Source organism: Ruegeria sp. CH10 (assembly GCF_056537125.1).
On sequence record NZ_JBQFQY010000004.1, the window covers coordinates 223,093 to 240,599 of the forward strand.

Annotated in this window: 17 protein-coding genes; 7 read left to right on the forward strand and 10 right to left on the reverse strand. The window is 57.1% G+C overall.

The features are described 5' to 3' along the window. Positions 1-31 precede the first annotated feature (31 nt). The 3 genes from ACRZ94_RS13905 (at position 32) to ACRZ94_RS13915 (ending at position 3,719) form a co-directional block, all read left to right on the forward strand. The gene (locus ACRZ94_RS13905; protein WP_480797586.1) at positions 32-976 is read left to right on the forward strand and encodes a substrate-binding domain-containing protein; all 945 of its coding nucleotides are present in this window, start codon (positions 32-34) and stop codon (positions 974-976) included. 267 nt (positions 977-1,243) lie between these two features. After that, positions 1,244-1,858: a GNAT family N-acetyltransferase gene (locus tag ACRZ94_RS13910; protein WP_480654304.1), complete on the forward strand. Its 615-nt coding sequence runs from the start codon at positions 1,244-1,246 to the stop codon at positions 1,856-1,858. A gap of 91 nt (positions 1,859-1,949) precedes the next feature. Further along, positions 1,950-3,719, forward strand: a complete 1,770-nt coding sequence (locus tag ACRZ94_RS13915) for an adenylate/guanylate cyclase domain-containing protein (RefSeq protein ID WP_480654306.1) — start codon at positions 1,950-1,952, stop codon at positions 3,717-3,719. A 55-nt stretch (positions 3,720-3,774) separates the two neighbouring features. On the opposite strand, the gene ACRZ94_RS13920 is transcribed toward ACRZ94_RS13915, so the two are convergent. From ACRZ94_RS13920 to ACRZ94_RS13940, 5 genes are all read right to left on the reverse strand, one after another. Continuing rightward, the gene (locus tag ACRZ94_RS13920) at positions 3,775-4,686 is read right to left on the reverse strand and encodes a hypothetical protein (RefSeq protein ID WP_480654308.1); all 912 of its coding nucleotides are present in this window, start codon (positions 4,684-4,686) and stop codon (positions 3,775-3,777) included. Positions 4,687-4,770: 84 nt separating this feature from the next. Next, positions 4,771-6,066, reverse strand: coding sequence for a gluzincin family metallopeptidase (locus tag ACRZ94_RS13925; protein WP_480797587.1), 1,296 nt, complete (start codon positions 6,064-6,066; stop codon positions 4,771-4,773). A 24-nt stretch (positions 6,067-6,090) separates the two neighbouring features. Beyond that, a complete protein-coding gene (locus ACRZ94_RS13930; RefSeq protein WP_480654312.1) occupies positions 6,091-7,386 on the reverse strand; it encodes a TfuA-like protein in 1,296 nt (431 codons plus the stop codon). Next, positions 7,383-8,591 (reverse strand): YcaO-like family protein, encoded by a 1,209-nt coding sequence (locus tag ACRZ94_RS13935; RefSeq protein WP_480654314.1) that lies wholly within the window; start codon positions 8,589-8,591, stop codon positions 7,383-7,385. The genes ACRZ94_RS13930 and ACRZ94_RS13935 overlap by 4 nt, the downstream gene beginning before the upstream one ends. 124 nt (positions 8,592-8,715) lie before the next feature. After that, positions 8,716-9,123 (reverse strand): hypothetical protein, encoded by a 408-nt coding sequence (locus tag ACRZ94_RS13940; protein WP_480797588.1) that lies wholly within the window; start codon positions 9,121-9,123, stop codon positions 8,716-8,718. 147 nt (positions 9,124-9,270) lie between these two features. Between ACRZ94_RS13940 and ACRZ94_RS13945 the strand changes: the two genes are divergently transcribed. Beyond that, complete coding sequence (locus ACRZ94_RS13945) at positions 9,271-11,361, forward strand: tetratricopeptide repeat protein (RefSeq protein ID WP_480654318.1); 2,091 nt, start codon at positions 9,271-9,273, stop codon at positions 11,359-11,361. Positions 11,362-11,400: 39 nt separating this feature from the next. Here ACRZ94_RS13945 and ACRZ94_RS13950 read toward each other — a convergent pair whose 3' ends face one another. Together ACRZ94_RS13950 and abiEi are read right to left on the reverse strand one after the other, a co-directional pair. After that, a complete protein-coding gene (locus ACRZ94_RS13950; protein ID WP_480797589.1) occupies positions 11,401-12,333 on the reverse strand; it encodes a nucleotidyl transferase AbiEii/AbiGii toxin family protein in 933 nt (310 codons plus the stop codon). After that, the gene (abiEi, locus tag ACRZ94_RS13955; RefSeq protein ID WP_480797590.1) at positions 12,326-12,874 is read right to left on the reverse strand and encodes a type IV toxin-antitoxin system AbiEi family antitoxin; all 549 of its coding nucleotides are present in this window, start codon (positions 12,872-12,874) and stop codon (positions 12,326-12,328) included. Before abiEi ends, ACRZ94_RS13950 begins: the two co-directional genes overlap by 8 nt. A gap of 220 nt (positions 12,875-13,094) precedes the next feature. Between abiEi and ACRZ94_RS13960 the strand changes: the two genes are divergently transcribed. The 3 genes from ACRZ94_RS13960 to ACRZ94_RS13970 are packed head-to-tail and all read left to right on the forward strand — an operon-like array spanning position 13,095 to position 15,784. Beyond that, positions 13,095-13,592: a GbsR/MarR family transcriptional regulator gene (locus tag ACRZ94_RS13960; RefSeq protein ID WP_480797591.1), complete on the forward strand. Its 498-nt coding sequence runs from the start codon at positions 13,095-13,097 to the stop codon at positions 13,590-13,592. A gap of 50 nt (positions 13,593-13,642) precedes the next feature. Then, complete coding sequence (locus ACRZ94_RS13965; protein ID WP_480797592.1) at positions 13,643-14,287, forward strand: DUF4166 domain-containing protein; 645 nt, start codon at positions 13,643-13,645, stop codon at positions 14,285-14,287. Between the two features lie 9 nt (positions 14,288-14,296). Next, a complete protein-coding gene (locus tag ACRZ94_RS13970; protein WP_480797593.1) occupies positions 14,297-15,784 on the forward strand; it encodes a TIGR01777 family oxidoreductase in 1,488 nt (495 codons plus the stop codon). On the opposite strand, the gene ACRZ94_RS13975 is transcribed toward ACRZ94_RS13970, so the two are convergent. The 3 genes from ACRZ94_RS13975 to ACRZ94_RS13985 all read right to left on the reverse strand — a co-directional run bounded on the left by ACRZ94_RS13975 (position 15,781) and on the right by ACRZ94_RS13985 (position 17,296). Continuing rightward, positions 15,781-16,392: a rhodanese-like domain-containing protein gene (locus ACRZ94_RS13975; RefSeq protein ID WP_480654331.1), complete on the reverse strand. Its 612-nt coding sequence runs from the start codon at positions 16,390-16,392 to the stop codon at positions 15,781-15,783. The two genes, ACRZ94_RS13970 and ACRZ94_RS13975, sit on opposite strands and share 4 nt — an antisense overlap. Beyond that, positions 16,389-16,589: a YgaP family membrane protein gene (locus tag ACRZ94_RS13980; protein WP_480654333.1), complete on the reverse strand. Its 201-nt coding sequence runs from the start codon at positions 16,587-16,589 to the stop codon at positions 16,389-16,391. The genes ACRZ94_RS13975 and ACRZ94_RS13980 overlap by 4 nt, the downstream gene beginning before the upstream one ends. A gap of 65 nt (positions 16,590-16,654) precedes the next feature. Continuing rightward, complete coding sequence (locus tag ACRZ94_RS13985) at positions 16,655-17,296, reverse strand: Crp/Fnr family transcriptional regulator (protein ID WP_480797594.1); 642 nt, start codon at positions 17,294-17,296, stop codon at positions 16,655-16,657. Positions 17,297-17,507 lie beyond the last annotated feature (211 nt).

Sequence of the window (17,507 nt, forward strand, 5' to 3'; positions counted from 1 at the left end):
GACACAACGACAAACAGTGGAGGAGAAAAACATGTTTACACGTCGTTTCCTACTGGGTGCGCTCAGCGCGGCCACGATTGCGGGCCCGGCCTCGATGGCGGCAGCTGAGGATATCTATATCCCGCTGGTCTCCAAAGGCTTTCAGCACCAGTTCTGGCAGGCTGTGAAATCGGGCGCCGAACAGGCCGCCGATGAATACAACGTCACCATCACCTTTGAAGGCCCCGACAACGAGACCATGGTAGACCGCCAGATCGACATGCTGGCGGCAGCGCTGGCCAACAACCCCAAGGCCATCGGCTTTGCGGCACTGGACAGTCAGGCGGCAATCCCGCTGCTGAAGCAGGCCAATGACAAGGGTATTCCGATCATCGCCTTTGACAGTGGCGTCGACAGCGACATCCCGCTTTCGACCGCAACAACCGACAACCTTGCAGCGGCCGGTCTGGCCGCAGACAAGATGGCCGAGAAACTGGGCGGCAAAGGCAAAGTGGCCGTTGTGGCACATGACCAGACCAGCCGCACCGGGATCGACCGCCGCGACGGTTTCGTCAATCGCATGGCCGAGAAATACCCGGACATCGAAGTTGTCACCGTTCAATACGGACAGGGTGACCACCTGAAATCGACCGAGGTGACCAAGGCGATCCTGACCGCGAACCCGGACCTGAATGGCATCTTCGGCACCAACGAAGGCTCGGCCATCGGTGTGGTGAACGGTGTGCAGGAACTGGGCACCGAGGGTCTGGTCATCATCGGCTATGACAGCGGCAAGGCCCAGAAAGACGCAATCAAAAGCGGTCTGATGACGGGTGCGATCACGCAGAACCCGGTTGGCATCGGCTATGAAACGGTCAAGGCAGCGGTTGCCGCGCTGAACGGTGAAGAGGTTCCATCACTGATCGACACCGGCTTCTACTACTATGACGCGTCGAACATGGACGACCCGAAAATCTCGGCCGTTTTGTACGACTAAAGCTTTGGGGTTTTACCTGTCTAAGGTGAAACCCGAAATGCTAAAAAGACACATATAGCTCACGGTAGACTGGTCCGCCTGTTTCAGGCGGGCCGGTTTCCGTTTGGGCTTTGGTCCCCGAAAACCACGGTCGGTGCAATTCCGCCGGAACACTCATTTTGGGATTTCATGTTTTTCGGATAATTGTGTTAGGGTTGCGCCCATATTCTCAAAATTCATTTAAAGGTAGTTGATCCATTGCCAGATACATCCAGCAGCGTATTCAGAATGCGTCCATTGGAGAAGGCGGATCTAGAGGTCATTACACCCTGGTTTCAGAACATTGATGATCTGGCCAGATTTGACCGCACGTCCCGCATTCCATTCAACCAAGCCCAAACCGAAGATTCATGGTCCGATGCGTTTGACCCGTCCGGCAGCAAGGGAAAATCCTGGTTCGTCGTCGAGTCGGCAAATGGTGACCTGCTTGGGCTAACTGGTCTTGAGGCGATTTCGCCCATCAACCGCGACGCCATCATGGCCATGTTTGTCGAAAAATCATCGCGGCGTCTTGGAATTGCGATACGGGCAACCGCGCTATTGGTTGACTTCGCATTTCGGCAGCTTGGCTTGAACCGGCTAACGTCCTACTATCGGGATGACAATCATATCAGCCGTGATCTGGTAGAACGGTTGGGATGTCGGGTTGAAGGGACCATGCGGCAAGCCTGGTATACGGATGGGGCATTTCACGATATGGTCGTGGTCGGCATTCTCAGGCAGGACTGGCTGGACCGGCGCGCGGCTTTGGCGCAGGAGCTTGACCCGAAAACGGTCGTGACGTTTGGATCAGGCGACGCATCGACGTGGTCCTGGCCTCCGCAAATCGGCAATGGTTCGTAACAGGTGTGATTTTGCTCTCAGATTGCAAAAGCATTTCTTGTTATAAAATGACGGCAGGGTTCGAGTACGGACGACCAGACGAGTATCTATTGTGAACACTTCAAGTTCAAATCCATCAATTACACAAAAGCTGGGCGCGGTCTTGTTCGCCGATGTTGTCGGCTATTCTCGCCTCATGAGCGAGAATGAGCTCGATACATATAACGCGCTGAAATCACTGATGACGCAGCTGGAAGAAACCTGCGCGGCCTTTCAGGGCCGCGTGGTCGAGGTGCGCGGGGACGGCGTTCTGGCGCTGTTCGAAACGGCCACCAGCGCGGTGGAATTCGGTGTAGAGCTGCACCGCATCGCCAGCCAGCACAATCAATCCCGCCCCGATGATCAGCGAATCAATTTCCGGGCCGGTGTGCATCTGGGTGAAATCCTGATCGACGATCGCGGCATCCATGGCGACAACGTCAATATCGCCGCCCGACTTCAGGAAATCGCGGAACCGGAACGGGTCTATGTCAGCTCAGCTGTCTATGATCAGGTCTGCAACCGGCTGCGTTATGGTTATGAGTTTCTGGGGCCCAAGCAGCTCAAGAACATCCTCTCGCCCGTCTCGACCTACTGCGTCCGCAGCGAGGTCGCCGGGGCAACAATGGCCGGGACAATGCGTCCGGATGTGCCGGGCGACATTCTGGAACGCCCCGATACGCCCTCGGTCGCCATTCTGCCTTTCAGCAGCCAGGGCGGGGACGAATCCGACAGCTGGATTGCCGAAGGTCTGACCGACGACATCATCATGAACCTGTCCAAGTTCCGCAATCTTTTCGTCATTGCGCGGAACTCGTCATTTTTCTTCAAAACGCAGTCCATGTCGCCAAAGGAGGCCGCGCAAAAGCTGAACGTGCGCTATGTCGCCCGTGGCAGCGTCAGACGCTCGGCCAGCCGCATTCGCATCTCTGCAGAACTGGTGGACGCAACCTCGGAACGAACCATCTGGGGTGAGCGGTTTGACCGCAAGATCGACGATATTTTCGATATTCTGGACGAGGTGACAGAATGCATCGTCGCGGCCACAGCTGTGATGATCGAATCCCACGAAAAACAGCGCATGATCCAGTCGATCCCATCCGATCTTGAGGCATATGGGTCGGTGTTGCAGGGCCAGTATCATATTTTCAAATACACCCGGAACGACAATCGCAAAGCGCAGGATTTCTATCAGTCCGCTTTGGCGCGGGATGAAAACTATGCCCGCGCCGCCGCTGCGTTGTCACGTACGCTGAATATCGACTGGCGGTATTCCTGGACCGAGGACCCCTCAAGCGCGCTGGATCAGGCGCTGAGCTTTGCGCAGCGCGCGATCGAGCTGGACCCGACCGATGCCCGCGGTTTTGGAGAGCTGGGCTATGTGCATCTGTACCGCAAGGAACATGACGCCGCGCTACAGTCTTATCGCCGGGCCTTGGCGCTTAATCCCAACGATGCGGATATGCATTCCGACTTTGCCGATGCTCTGGCCCATTCGGGCGACAATGAAACGGCGATCACGCATATCCAGCAGGCGATGCGGCTGAACCCCTATTTCCCGGATCAGTACCTGTGGCATCTGGGTGGGGCCTACTACAATCTGCGCCGCTACGACGACGTGATTGCAACCGTCAACAAGATGAACAACCCGACGGAGGGGCAGCGGATGCTGGCCGCCAGCTACGCCCAGCTGGGTCAAACCGACCTGGCCCGTCAGATCGCGGACAAACACCGGGTTGCTCATCCCAACTTCTCGCTCGAACGTTGGGGCGCGGTTCTGCCGGATCGTCTTGAAGAAGACACCCAGCACTTTGTCGAAGGTCTGAAAAAGGCAGGGTTCTGAACAGAAAAGGGCGCGTGAACAACGCGCCCTTGGTCTGAAACTTGAACAGCCGGGCTTAGTCGCCGCCGCGCGCCTTGGCCCCGCTGACCTTCGCGCCGCTGACTTTGGCACCCGAGACCTTGGCCCCGGACACTTTCGCACCGCTCACCTTGGCACCCGATACTTTGGCGCCGCTGATTGCAGGACTGTCAAAGCCGAAATAGATGTCGAGCAGAACCTGTTCGAACTGGCCAGTCATCACGTCCATGCGGATGGTGAAATCGGCCTTGTCATAGTCCCAGACGCGGATATCGTTGGCCATCTGGTACTCGGCAGAAGCAACGCCTGAAAGAGTGGGCGAGACAGGCGCACGAGCCCCTTGAGTGTCTGGCGCGTTATCCATCGTGGCTGTTTCACCCTCACCATGCACAAGGAAAATGCAGGGCTCAGGCAATTCATAGTACGTGCCTTCATAGGCAAAGCCATAAATTCTGGCGAACCGGGCATCATCATCCAGTTGTTCGGCCAAATGATTGTTTTGACCGCGCCGTTTTCCGGGCTTGTCCGTTTCTTTGAATTTCTGTTCGCCCAGACCAAAGTTACCATCCTGTAACCAAAGACCTTTCTGGGTACCACGTCTAACCTTGATGACCGTGCCGCGTTTGAATTGCGTTTTGTTGAACCATGAATTGTCACCGTCATCTGCAACTGTGTAGATGCCGTTCTCTGACTCTTTGGCCTGGTTCTTGACCAGCACACGATCCCCGGCATTCAGCGGCACACCATCGACGGTGTCACCCTGCAAAGGGTCGAGCGGTGCCGTGGTCGCCGCTTTTACCTTGGTCTGCGTGTCGATTTTAATCTCTTCGACTGTTCGCCCAAACAATAACACTTCTGAAAAACTGAGAAGGGACTCAGACATAACACTCTCTCCCAATTGTGGGAGCGACGGAGTCCGAACCCTCATCTCCCCCTTTTTAAAATGCACCCGAACAAGAAAATCCGGGCTTATTATCCAAAAATCATCCTAGGTTTGCATGCCACAAAACGGTTCAAAAATAAAGGGAATTGGTCATTCACCCGGCACCTGCGTACGGACCGAGTTTGAGTGGCTGTCTTCTTCGGGATCAGGCACGCGCGGTCCTGCGGTTGTCAGGCCGATATCGCGCATTCGAAAGTTCCCTTCGATGATGCGGCGAAAGGCACCGCCGGTGATTTCCTGATCAACGGCCAACAGCGCTTTTTCTACCCCGAAATAGCTGAGCATATCCGCATCCAGACGTTCCCATGCATCGGCCAGATAGGTGCCAAGGTAATCCCGCGCCTCAAGCAGAGCGACGCGAAACCCTTCGGGGTTTTCTGCATACCTGGCGTCAAAAATGCCCTGCATCACCTCGCTGTAATTGGGCGAGTCCTCCAACTGGTCAGACAGGTGTTCTTCTTCGGCCGAGATCAGGTCATGCACCAGCAGCCGTTCGTGATAGATATCGACAAATATGTCGAACATGGCTCCGGTCAGCGGTTCTGACAGCGCGTGTTCGCTGGACCATCCTGAAGCGAACTCTGACAGCGATCGGGTATTGGCCGCCATACGGATCTGGGCGTTGTCCGACAATTCGGCAAAGCGGCTAAGACGATTGAACGAATACAGGTTTCCCTTCGTGTTCTCCAACAATGCGTCAACCACGGACCCGAAATGCAACGACGCCAGCAAAGCCACCAAATCTGCGGCAGATTCATGAAACCCGTAATACTCACCCCCCGCATCCCCGTCCGAGGGCATTCCGATCACGCTGTAAATGATGGCATGCCCGATTTCATGCGCGACCACATCGAAGTTCAGACTGTAGGGGCGGTATTCATTCCCATGTTCATGTGTTCCCCCGGTTTCCAGAAAGCCCCATCCGATATGCGCATTGTCGAGGCTGGGCAGCAGCGATAACTCCAGCCGGTCGAAATCCCGCGCGAAATGCCAGGGGATCGGGCGGTCGAAATAGCCTTGCCAGACATCCATGGTAAAATGGGCCGAGCCAAACAGATGGGCCGCTTCGAATGCGGGATCGGACGGATCTATATGGATGAAATTGCCAAGCTCATCCGGCATGGCAGGGGGATGAATGTATCCATCCCAGGGGGGTAGATACATACCGGGTCCGTTGGGCCCCGGAACAATCGCCCCATAGGGCGTGGTTTTTCCGACCGGGTTGACCGTGTACATGCGCGGGCCTGACGGACCCGGGCCAATACTGCCCTGCGGGGCGGAAATTTCGACAAGTTCCAGCGGTGCATCGGGTTCCAGAAAAGGAGACTGAGGGTAAAGTAAAAACCGGGTTCCCGGCTCCTCCTCGATCTGATCAGGGTCGTGCATGTAATACCCTCCGGTGCCGGGCCCCTAGTCGCAGGACCTCTGGCGATACAAATACTCGGCTTTTATCAATTCATAAAACGCATCGCGCCCGGTCAGACCCAGCGCCACTGCGTAAGAGTCAAGATCATCGGGCACCTCCTGGTCAAGATGAGATTCAAAATACCAAACCAAAAGGCTTAACCGATCCACGTCGGACTGACCGGCGGAACCGGTGTATCGGGCCTTGTTCCGGGCCCGGTCGCGCAATTCTGGATAGTCGTCCGACAGACGTAGCTGGGTCAACAGCTGCGTCTGTAACCTGTTGGCCCGCGCGGCGATGGCGGCCTCGGTCTGGGCACTTTCAGTCAACATTGCCTCATAGCGCTCGGGGGTCAGATCGTTGTCTTCGATCCAGCCCATCAGATCAGCGCGTCGTGTCAAACCCGCGGCGCCGCGATGGGCCTCCATCTGTCGGATCAGATCGGCACGGTCGGGCGTCTGACCGCGTCGGGTGGTCTCTTCGCGGGCCAGCAGCGCCAAAACGGCGCGGTCGCGAAATGAGGTATAAAGGTCAGGCCGCAGCCGCAGCTCATCGATCACGGCATCCGCATCTGATGCGGTTTCTCCATCGACGCGCGACCGCAGCGCCTTCCACATCACCGTTGGTTCGGTTCGGACCGTGTCAATGGGGGGCAGGGGAGTGCCTGCCAAATGATCAGCCATCTTTTGCAGCATGGCGACCGCATCCGTCGCCTTTGCATCAACGCGCCCATCTTTCAGCCAGTGCGCAAAATCATCCACGCCTGGCTGATCCTGAAGGGACCCAAGGATATCCGACCAGATGCGTTCGCGATAGTGCAATGCCTTTGCGCGGCTTAGCACTTGCGTGGCTGTATCGGGCGGCAATACACCGTCGCTTTGGGCCTTTGCCACCGTGGCCCGGATCGACACCATGGGTTCGCTGAGAGGTTGAAACCCAAGCTCAGCCGGGCTGTGCAGAACGGCCACTTCGTCATCATCCTGCAGCACATCGCTGCGGTAATCCTCAAAAATGGCACCAACACCGATCATACCGAAATCAGCCAGTTCGGCGGCGCGCAAAGCGCCCATGCTTGCACTGCCAAACACGGGGATGCCCTGTTCCATCGCCCAGAGAATTTCCTTGTGCCAGACCGAGGGCACGCCGTCGAAAAACCCATCGATAATGCCTATGGCCGGAGGGTTTTCTTTGACCACCCGATAGACATCCCCTTGCCGGACAGGCGGCAACAGCCTTGCATCCAAATGCTGGGACACGGCCTTGGGCGACAGGGTAGGGCCGACAAAAACAACGGGCTTCATAACTGACCTGCCAGAATACGCTCGGCCCGGGGGCCCGCTACATAATCGGGATCGTCATGGGGGGCCTCAAGACCCGGGATAACCGCACGCACCACGGCAACGTCAAACTCGGGCCGCGACAGATCGACCGAGACAACCTGCGTGATCCCAACCGCAGCCAGCCGTTGCAACAGCACGGCAAGGTCCTCTTCGAAAGAGCCTGTCGCAATGGAAGGACAGTCAAGAAAGCTCTGATCCGCTTTGGTGTCGTCGATCAGATCGCGTATGTATTGGGCCCGCTCTGTTTTCGCCTGATCGGTAAACTCAGCCGGGTCCAGATCATCACGCGCACCCGAGATATATGTCAGCCGCGTCTGGGCGGCCTCGGTCACGGCGCGCAGAAAGGCGATGGCCCGATCCGGGTGGCAGCCATCCCCGATCCCGATATGCCCCGGCTGTCCGTCGGACTCGCAGATCACACAGCGAAAACACGCAACCCCGATGTCCGAGGTCGTGTCCCAAACCCCAATCTCCAACCCTGCCTTTTTGATCATGCCGATCGCTTCAAGGCAGAGCGGATGGTCAACGCTGCTCAGATCAAGACGTGGCAGGCCCGGCTGATGACTCCATAGGGTAGTGGCATCCCGCTCAATGAGTTCGCAAATTGCGTGGCAGGTGGCCTCGATCCGGTTATTGCCCGAGGCCAGCCCGTTGGTCGTGCGTGGGAAAGCGCCTTGCCCTCCGGCAGGTGGCGACGTCGTATAATCCGTATCCACCATTTCCAGCGGCACCCAACACGGCTGATCCGCGGCCAAATCCGTGCCTTGAACCCAAAGTGTATCGCGGTTCGGATCAAATCGCCCACCCGTCACCCGGGGCAGGCCCGCGACGTCAACCACGGATGCCTCTTCGTTCAGATCTGAAAACCGGGCCAGACGCTGCGGGGCCTGAACACGTTCGGCATGCCACGCTTCAACCGCCTCCATCACGCCCGAGGCTCGGGCGGCCACCAAGGACAACCCTTTGCCCAGCGATACGGCGACGGACCTCGAATTGGGACGGGACACCATAACAGTCGGTAATCCAATCCGGTCCAGCCCGGTCAGGTTTGCGATCCGGGTAATGCCCATGGTTTTGAGAAACGGTTCGACGATCTGCAACGTCTGTTCAGGATCACGCAGCCTGTGTGTGTCCAACACATACTGCTTTTGCGAAATATCGGGCATAATATGACCTTGCTGAAATTCATAACCGCAACGTCAAAATCTCAGCGCCGGGCCAGTCTTTGTCTGTGCAGGATGATGGATCGCCGTGATCCGGTCAACTATCGCGTATATCGGGTAACGCGTATTATGTTAAATATATCGGGATAAGAACAAATCTACCGTGCTGCCGCGCTCGACCGTCTATCTTCGGCTGATAAGCTGGACACGCTGGTTCGGTGATCCCGCCGAAATCCGGGTTTGACTTAACCGGTTTGGGCATACTGATCACCGCAGGATTGGTATGGGGCTGGTATGGCTCAATCCCGACCACAGTCACCGGCGAAAGCATCATCGTGCGCCGCGCCGGGCTTGAAACACTCAGGAAATTGCCGATCTGACCCAAAGCGTCGACAACGCGCAGCACGAGATTGAGATCCTGCAACAGGCGATTTAACAGAACTCGATCCTGCGCTCGCCCTTTGCAGGGCGGATTGTCGAAGTCGGCAAAGGCGTCGGCGACCTTGTCAGCGCAGGCGAGCAGTTGCCCAAGCACCGGATTCCTCACGCCTGGCATCAGGTGAGGCAAACCTGACACTCAAAGCGATGGACGCTGGGCCGGGGCTGGTTTACCAGCCATGAATTGACGCGTAATAAGCGACCACCCAAATCAATTGGGCAACGAGTTTGAGGAGGCCGATCCATGACGGCGCAGCAGCAGCGGATTTCGATTCAGGACGCCTTTGCGATGGCCATGTCGCACTATGAGAAAGGCGCGCTGCAACAGTCGGTGTCGTTGTTGTCTGAAATCGTCAAAACCGCACCCAACCACGCGGACGCGCATCATATGCTGGGGCTTATTGCGTTCCAGACCGGCCAGAGCGATCCGGCGGTCAAGGCGGTGGCGCAAGCCATTCAACTGCGCCCCGACAATGCAAATTACCTGGCGAATTACACCGAGATTTTGCGCAGCGCAGGACAGCTGGACCAAGCCCGGACCACTGGTGAGCGGGCGGTACGTCTGGCCCCGGGGCATGCCGCCGCGCATTCGAACCTTGGCTTGGTCTACTACGACCTTGAAGAGCTGGAATCGGCCCGCCAGGCGCAGGAACGGGCCCTGGCTATATCGCCGGAATTTGACCGCGCACTGAATAACCTCGGCAGTATCGCCCGCGATCTGGGTGATCGTGCCAAAGCGACCGAGCGGTACCGGCAGGCCCTGCGTATCAACCCGGCCTCCTCCGAGACGGCAAATAACCTGATTTCCGTCCTGATCGAACTCGAAGACGTGGAGGCGGCGCGTTCCGTGGCCCAATCCCACGCCAAATCCGCACCGCACGATCCCGAGCTTCATCGCAATTTCGGCCGGATCTTCATGCTGCAAAGCGATCTGGACAAGGCCGAGAACGCATTTCGCAATGCGATTTCCCTGGATGGAAAGAAAGCCGACAGCTTTGTGGGCCTCTCGCAGGTTCTGTTTGAAAAGAACCATCCGAAACTGGCCCTGATCGAAGTCGAGCAGGCCCTGTCGCTGGACCCTGATAACGCCGCCGCCTGTCATCAAATGGCTTTGGTCAAGGCGCATCTGGGGGACGTAGAGGCCGCCAAGCGCCTTTATAACAGAGCGCTTGAGCTCAAACCGGACATGACCTCCAGCCGGCTGGCTCTGGGGCATCTGGCAATGGAACAGGGCGACTTCGACAGCGCGCGCGCAGTGTTCAATGCAGCAGCTGACGCCTCGGATGATCCGCTGAGCGCACAGATCGCGCTGGTGCGGCTGGACAAGATCACCGAAGACAGCCCCGTCTTTCAGGCGCTTGAGGCCGCGTTACCAAAGGCCGACGCAATGCTGCCGCAAAAGGCCGTATCCTATCATTTCGCGATGGGCGACAGTTATGAAAAGCTCAAACGCTATGACGAGGCGTTCGCGCAGTTCGAAAAAGGGGCCAAGCTGAAACGGTCGCTGATCGACTACGATCCGGCCGAGACCGAAAAGCTAACCGAGGCTCTGATCGCAACTTTCAACGCAGATCGCATCGCCGAACTGCGCCGCAGCGCCATTCCAAGCGCGAAGCCGATCTTTGTACTGGGCATGCCCCGCTCTGGCACCACTCTGACGGAATCCATTCTGGACGCCCATCCGCTGGTCACAGGGGCTGGCGAGTTGAACGATCTGCAGCAGCTTTTCGGCAACCTGCCCGACGGGCGCACCAATGTCCCGCAGGCAATTGCGGGTATGACAGGCGCTGACCTGACCCGGCGGGCCGAGGATTACGTCGCCATGCTCACGCGGCTTGGCGCCGATGCGCCGCATGTTGTCGACAAAATGCCCGCGAATTTCCAATTGGTCGGTCTGATCCACGCGTTGATGCCCAATGCCAGCATCATTCACATCACCCGCGATCCGCTGGATATCTGCCTGTCCTGCTACACCCGCCTGTTCGAACGCAGCCAGCTACACAGCTATGATCAGGTTGAGCTGGGTCAGTATTATAATTCTTATGTGCGGCTGATGCAGCACTGGCAGGCTGTTCTGCCCGAGGGCGCAATTCATACGATCCGGTACGAGGATCTGGTCGACGACATTGACACGGTCGCGCGCGGAATCACCGATTTTTGCGGGCTGGAATGGTCGGACAACTGCCTTGAGTTTTACACTGGAAAACGCCGGGTACGCACGGCCAGCGTTCAGCAAGTACGCCAGCCGCTTTATGCCACCTCAAAAGAGAAATGGCGCCGCTACGAGGCCCACTTGCAACCGCTGATCGAAACAATTGGGGATAACCGCCTCTGACCGTCTTTTACCGCGGGCAGTGTGCGTTTGCAGTGAATCCTACATCCTGAACCGGATTGCGTCCGCCTGGGCAGCCGTCTCACCAGTATAGGCCCGCACTGCTTTGTCCAACAAATCGGAAACGGTCCGTTCCAGATAGGTCAAAAAATCCCTGTCCTCGATGGTACGCAATGCGACGTCCTGCGGCAGGAACCGCCGCATCTCCGAAGCAAACGCGCCTTCCTGCAAATACGCGGGCAACATGGATTTCGTCCTGTCTATGCGCTCAGGGTAATCCTGAAGACCAAATTCATCGACCCGTGCCCTAAGCCAATCGGGGTTCAGCGTAGCCTGATTTTGTTGCAGCCAGCCAAGGTCCCAGATATCGCGAAAGCGAATGCGCCTTTGATGCACAGACGCCGGAAGCGAGACGAGCTTGTTCGAAAATATCTCGTCCTTGCTCATCGTGGGAACCAGAAGATTTCCAAGACCGGTCGGGAGCACCGGGTAATTGCTAAGGATGGCTTGGGCATCGCGGGTCTGCGCAACCATTGTTGCGATGTCGATCTTGATCTTCTGCCGCGGCAGGTTCCTTCGGCCGGAATCCGTAATGACCGAGATCTGCCAGGTGTCCACTTCGACGGGTCGGCCATCCTCAGTCCGCGCCTTTGGATCGCGCACCGACACCTCAAGCCCATACCGGGCCGTCAGATGTTTTTCGAGCGCCGCCCCAACGCCGTCGATTTGCGCCTGACTAAAGTCCGGTCCTCCGGTGAAATCCAAGTCCTCACTTAACCGGTTGCCACCATAACACAGACGCAGGGCAGTCCCGCCATGAAACACCAGATCTTTCAGGAAACCCTCGCGATCCAGACACCACAGGATTTCATAATGTATCAGCTCTTTGGTCACGACAGGCGCAAGGCCGGCCATGTCAGGCTGTTCCCTTAGGGCCAGCGTAACCAACGCGTTCAGGTCAACCTGCTCAACCATCGTTCATCACGTCTTCATAGGCCTCTTCATCAATCAAATGCGTGTTGCGCCCGACACGCAGCAAATCCCGCCGAGCGGCGGTAGGTGTGGCAAGACGCAAGGGCCGACCCACATCCACCGTGTTTTCCAAAATGTCCAAGGGGCTGCGCTTGGTGTTCGTGAACTCTATGCGGCCATAAGGGGTTTGAAATACCCCGGACCGGCCTGTGGTCATCACAGTAATTCCCGCCAGTGGTATCTGAGAAATGATACCATACTCCGACAAAGCAGATTCCAGGCTGAGATAACAATAGCTGCCCCTGCGGATGGCGACAGCGATCTCTTCGATAAGGTCGATGCCTGTCCTGTTTGATCTTGTATGGACAAAAACACCATTGGCCGCCCGCACGAGGTCACCCGACTTTATCAGGCGATCAAGCCCCTTGCGAAAAGCCCGATCCGTGTCATCCGGGAACAATTTGCGCAAGTCAGCTGTGGTAAAGACCACCCGGCCCTTACGTCCCCAATCTGACAAAATCCGATGCGCGTCTGTGCTTTTCATAGATCAAGTATACCTGAATATCCCTTTTATGGGGTATTTTTGTATACTTGTAAAGAGCATCGTCGTGACCTGACCACCCCAACTTTGACGGCAGCAAACGTCAATCGAACGTCTGAGTGTTGACTCCGTTATCGATCTGCCCTTAATTTCTGTTATGACAGAAATAACAGATATATCCGAATCGTCTGCCCGATCCAAGTTTATTTTGTATTGGGGCGATATGGGCAGCCAATGGGGCGTGAACCGTTCGGTCGCGCAGATTCACGCGCTCTTATACCTCAGCGATACGCCTTTGAATGCCGAACAGATCTCGCAAGAGTTGGGCATTGCCCGGTCGAACGTATCAAACTCGCTCAAGGAACTGGTCGGATGGCGGCTGATCCACCGTGTTCCGGTTCCCGGTGATCGACGCGAGCATTTTGGCGCTGAAACCGACGTTTGGGAGATGGCCCTGCTCATCGCCAAAGGCCGCAAAGAGCGCGAGATTGACCCCGCCATGCGCGCCATTGATTTGTGCGTGTCGCAGGCCGAGACGGAACGGAATCTGAATCCCGTCGTGCTTGAGCGTATGCAGAACATGCAAGACTTTTTGAACACCGCAGACAAATGGTCGGATCAGATGTTGTCTGTGCCGAAATCCAAACTCTCGACCTTGATGAAAATGGGCGACAAGGTCGTCTCTCTTTTGAAAATTGGTGGAAAGAAAACCAAGACGTAAAAATTTTGGATATTTATTTCTGTTTATACAGAAATATCAGGAGGTATTGAATGGTGTATCAAGGCAGTTTCTCGCCACATGCAGTCGGAACCGAAGACGCCCGCTTTCGCGACCTGATCGGTGCCGCCGCATGGTCCACTCTGCCCCGATCCGTACAGCGCCGGTTTGGCCACTGCCTGAGCGATGGCGCAAGCGTGGTTTACCAGGGCAAGGTGGTGTCGATGCGCATGTCATTCATGGACAAGGTATTGGCGCAAATAGCCCGGCTGATCGGTGGCCCCCTGCCAATTGACACAACCTGCGTCGGGCAACCCGCAATTGTCACCGTGACCGAAGATCGCGCCGGCTGTGGCCAGTTCTGGGTACGCCAATACGGCCGCAAAGGTGGGTTCCCGCAGGTTATACACAGTTCAAAACGCTTCGCAGGGCCAACTGGGATCGAGGAATACATCGGGGCCGGTATTGGAATGGCCCTGCGGGTCAGCGCAAATCCCAAAGGTATCCGCTTTCACAGCGTGCATTACTTTTTGCACATCGGGTCCCGCAAGATGCGGCTGCCCCGTTGGTTGCAGCCCGGTCATCTGACCATAACGCATGAGGACAAGGGCAATGGGCAATTCCTGTTTTCCCTATCCCTGCACAGCCGCCTGTTCGGAGAACTCATCCGGCAAGACGCCCTTTTTCACGACAGATAAGGATTTACCATGGACAACCCCCTGCTTTGGACATTGATCTCCATCCAGATTTTCATGGGCGCGTTTGACACTCTGGTGCATCATGAAGGCACAGAAAGGTTGGCCTGGCGTCCTTCACAAAAGACCGAGCTGCGCCTGCATGCGATCCGCAACGCCTTTTATGCAGTCATTTTCCTGTGTCTGGCCTGGTTTGAACCACATGGCGCGTTCACCATCGTATTGACCGTGATCCTGATCCTTGAGGTGCTGATCACCCTTTGGGATTTCGTAGAAGAGGATCTGACCCGCCGTCTGCCCGCTACCGAGCGGGTCAACCATACCCTTCTGGCGCTGAACTATGGTGCCATTCTGGCATTGGCCGCGCCCTTTCTTTGGGCGTGGTCCGCCCTGCCTTCGGCCCTGATACTGGTCAGCTATGGGGGTTGGAGCGCAATGGCCACGCTGGCCGCGCTGGGTGTCGGTCTGTTCAGCTTGCGCGATTTTATGGCCGCTGAACGCAGCGCGCGGCTGGTCACTGGCGAACCTGCGGCACTGGTCGCAAGCCTGGCGCCCCATCAGCACCTGCTGATCACCGGAGGGACCGGCTTTATTGGCCAACGGTTGGTGCAGGCGTTGGTCGTGGCGGGGCATCACGTCACCATTCTGACTCGCAACCCATGCCGGGCCGAGGGCCTGCCCCACCCGGTGCGTCTGATCTCTGATCTTAGCCAGATCAGCACTACGGAACGCTTTGATGCCATCATCAATCTGGCCGGAGAACCTGTGGCGAATGGGTTTTGGACGGCCCGCAAGCGAAAGCGCATCATCCAGTCGCGGGTTTATACAACGCAGGCATTGAACGCCCTGATCCGACGGCTGGACCACAAACCAGCCAGCCTGATCAACGGATCGGCGGTTGGTTGGTACGGGCTTCGGGGTGACGAGCCCCTGACCGAGGCCGCACCCCCCTCCCCCGCCTTTGTGCATCAGGTCTGTGACGCATGGGAAACGGCGGCCAGCGCGATCGCAGAGCAAGGGGTGCGCGTTGTCTACTTGCGCATTGGGCTTGTTCTGGGCGTTCAGGGCGGAATACTGGGCCGCCTGCTGACCCCGTTCGAGTTTGGCGGCGGTTGCCAATTGGGGGACGGGCGGCAATGGATGCCGTGGATTGAATTGGATGACCTTGTGCGGGCCATCGCCTTTACCCTGTCGCGCCCGGATATCAGTGGCCCTGTCAACGCAACGGCCCCTCATCCGGTGCGAAACTCCGATTTCACCCGCGCACTGGCCAGGGCACTGCGCCGCCCTGTCTTTTTGCGGGCACCCGGCTGGTTGATCACTTCGCTTGCAGGTGAAATGGGGCGCGAAACCCTATTGAGCGGTCAGCGTGTCCTGCCTAATGTGTTGCAGGCCAAAGGCTTTGTTTTCATTCACCCGTATCTGGCCCCTGCCCTGGCCACGCTTACGGGGGCAAAAGTGGTCAAAGGCCACCCTGCCCCTCAAAAGCGGCCAATCTAGCGTGACCCTTGCCACGCAACGCCGGGCTCCAACTGATAGCCCCACGGCAATCCGGCGTTGCGCCACCCGTTGACTGAGCGGCGACCAGAAGCGTCCCTGTCGCCCTCGAACCCTTCAATCAGGTTCCAGACATTCGTGTAGCCCGCCTGGGCCAACAAGCGCACAGCAACCGCCGATCGCGCGCCAGACCGGCAGGTGACAAAGATCGGTTCGTCTTTGGATTTTCCCTGTTCGGTCAGAACAGCATCGAATTCCACCACCAGATTGGCGTTGTTCCGCATCCGGTATTGACCGCTGACCGGGTCCACCTGATGTGTCACAAGACCCAGCGGGATGATCTTGTCCAAGCCCTCGGGATGGCCGACAAACGAAATCTCGATTGGATCGCGCACATCCACGAACAGGATGTCCGGATCGCGCTGCAACGCGTTATGTGCCTCGGATGGGGTCAGATACAGCCCCAGCGGGGTGCGTTGCCGATCCGACAATTGCCCCGGATCGACCTTGGTTTCTATCGGATTGGCAGCCAGCAAAGGCGAGCCAAACAAGGCGCTGGCCAATCCCAGTTTCAGAATCGACCGCCGTGACGGATAGACACGCCCTGTCATTGGCTGGCCTTTTTGTCAGTGCACAAACCCAGCATTGCATAGATCGGGCAGAACTTGATGAAGGCCGTCACAACGAATACCGCGCCCAGCCAACCCCAAAGCCCAATGGTTCCGGTCAACGCCAGAACGATCAGGGCAAAGCCCAGAATCAAACGCAACACCCGGTCAATCGAGCCTACATTGGATGTGAATTGCATGGTCGAATCTCCTTGATCATCTGACCGGAGAATCGCAGGTTTCCCGCGGGCGATATGTGACCAGATCACACAGACCCAGTTTTGGCATGAAACCGCAGGGCTGCGCGGTCCTGCAAATGGATCACCCCCCGTTCCAGCGACACCCATCCGCGATGTTCAAAATCCTTGAGGATACGGGACATGACCTCGCGCGCGCTGCCAAGCTCGGTTGCGATGCGTTGATGCGTGGTATGGATTTCTGGCGCATCCGCGCTGCGCTCCAGCAACCAAAGCGCCAGCTTCTGATCCATCCGGTTCAACAGCAGGTCATCAATGACCTGGGACAGTTCGACTATGCGCTGCGAAAAGGCCATAAAGACAGCCGCCCGAAACGCCTCATCCTCGGCCAGCAACGTGTTGAACCGTTCCCGACCGATGGCCAGCGCAGTCACGGGCCCCTCGGCATAGCCAAACCCGGAATAAGGTATGTCGGACAGCATGCATGAGGTCGTCATCACACAGCTTTCATTCGGCCCCACACGATACAAAACGACTGTGCGGCCAGATGGGCTGGTCTGTTCAACACGAACAATACCCGCCCGCACGATCAGGAACACCTCACCATAGGCTCCAGGGGCGAACAGCCGAGCGCAGTCCTTGATTTCGATCTGCTTTCCCTCAGCCTCAAGCCGATCAAGGATCGCGTTGCTCCAGTGTTGCAAAGTCATGGGGTTGCCCGTTTTTTTGAGCTCTGTTCCACCGGTTTTACTCGACCAAAACCGCCTTTTGAACCCGCTGAAATTCGACGAACCGACACAGCGCTATTGCCCGGCCAGTTTGTGACGATGACCACGGACGAAGATGGCCGCAGTTCACAATCAACTTTCAGTTCTGTGGCGAATTTCTTCACACTCCAGTTTGATTTGAAACCCTTCTGAT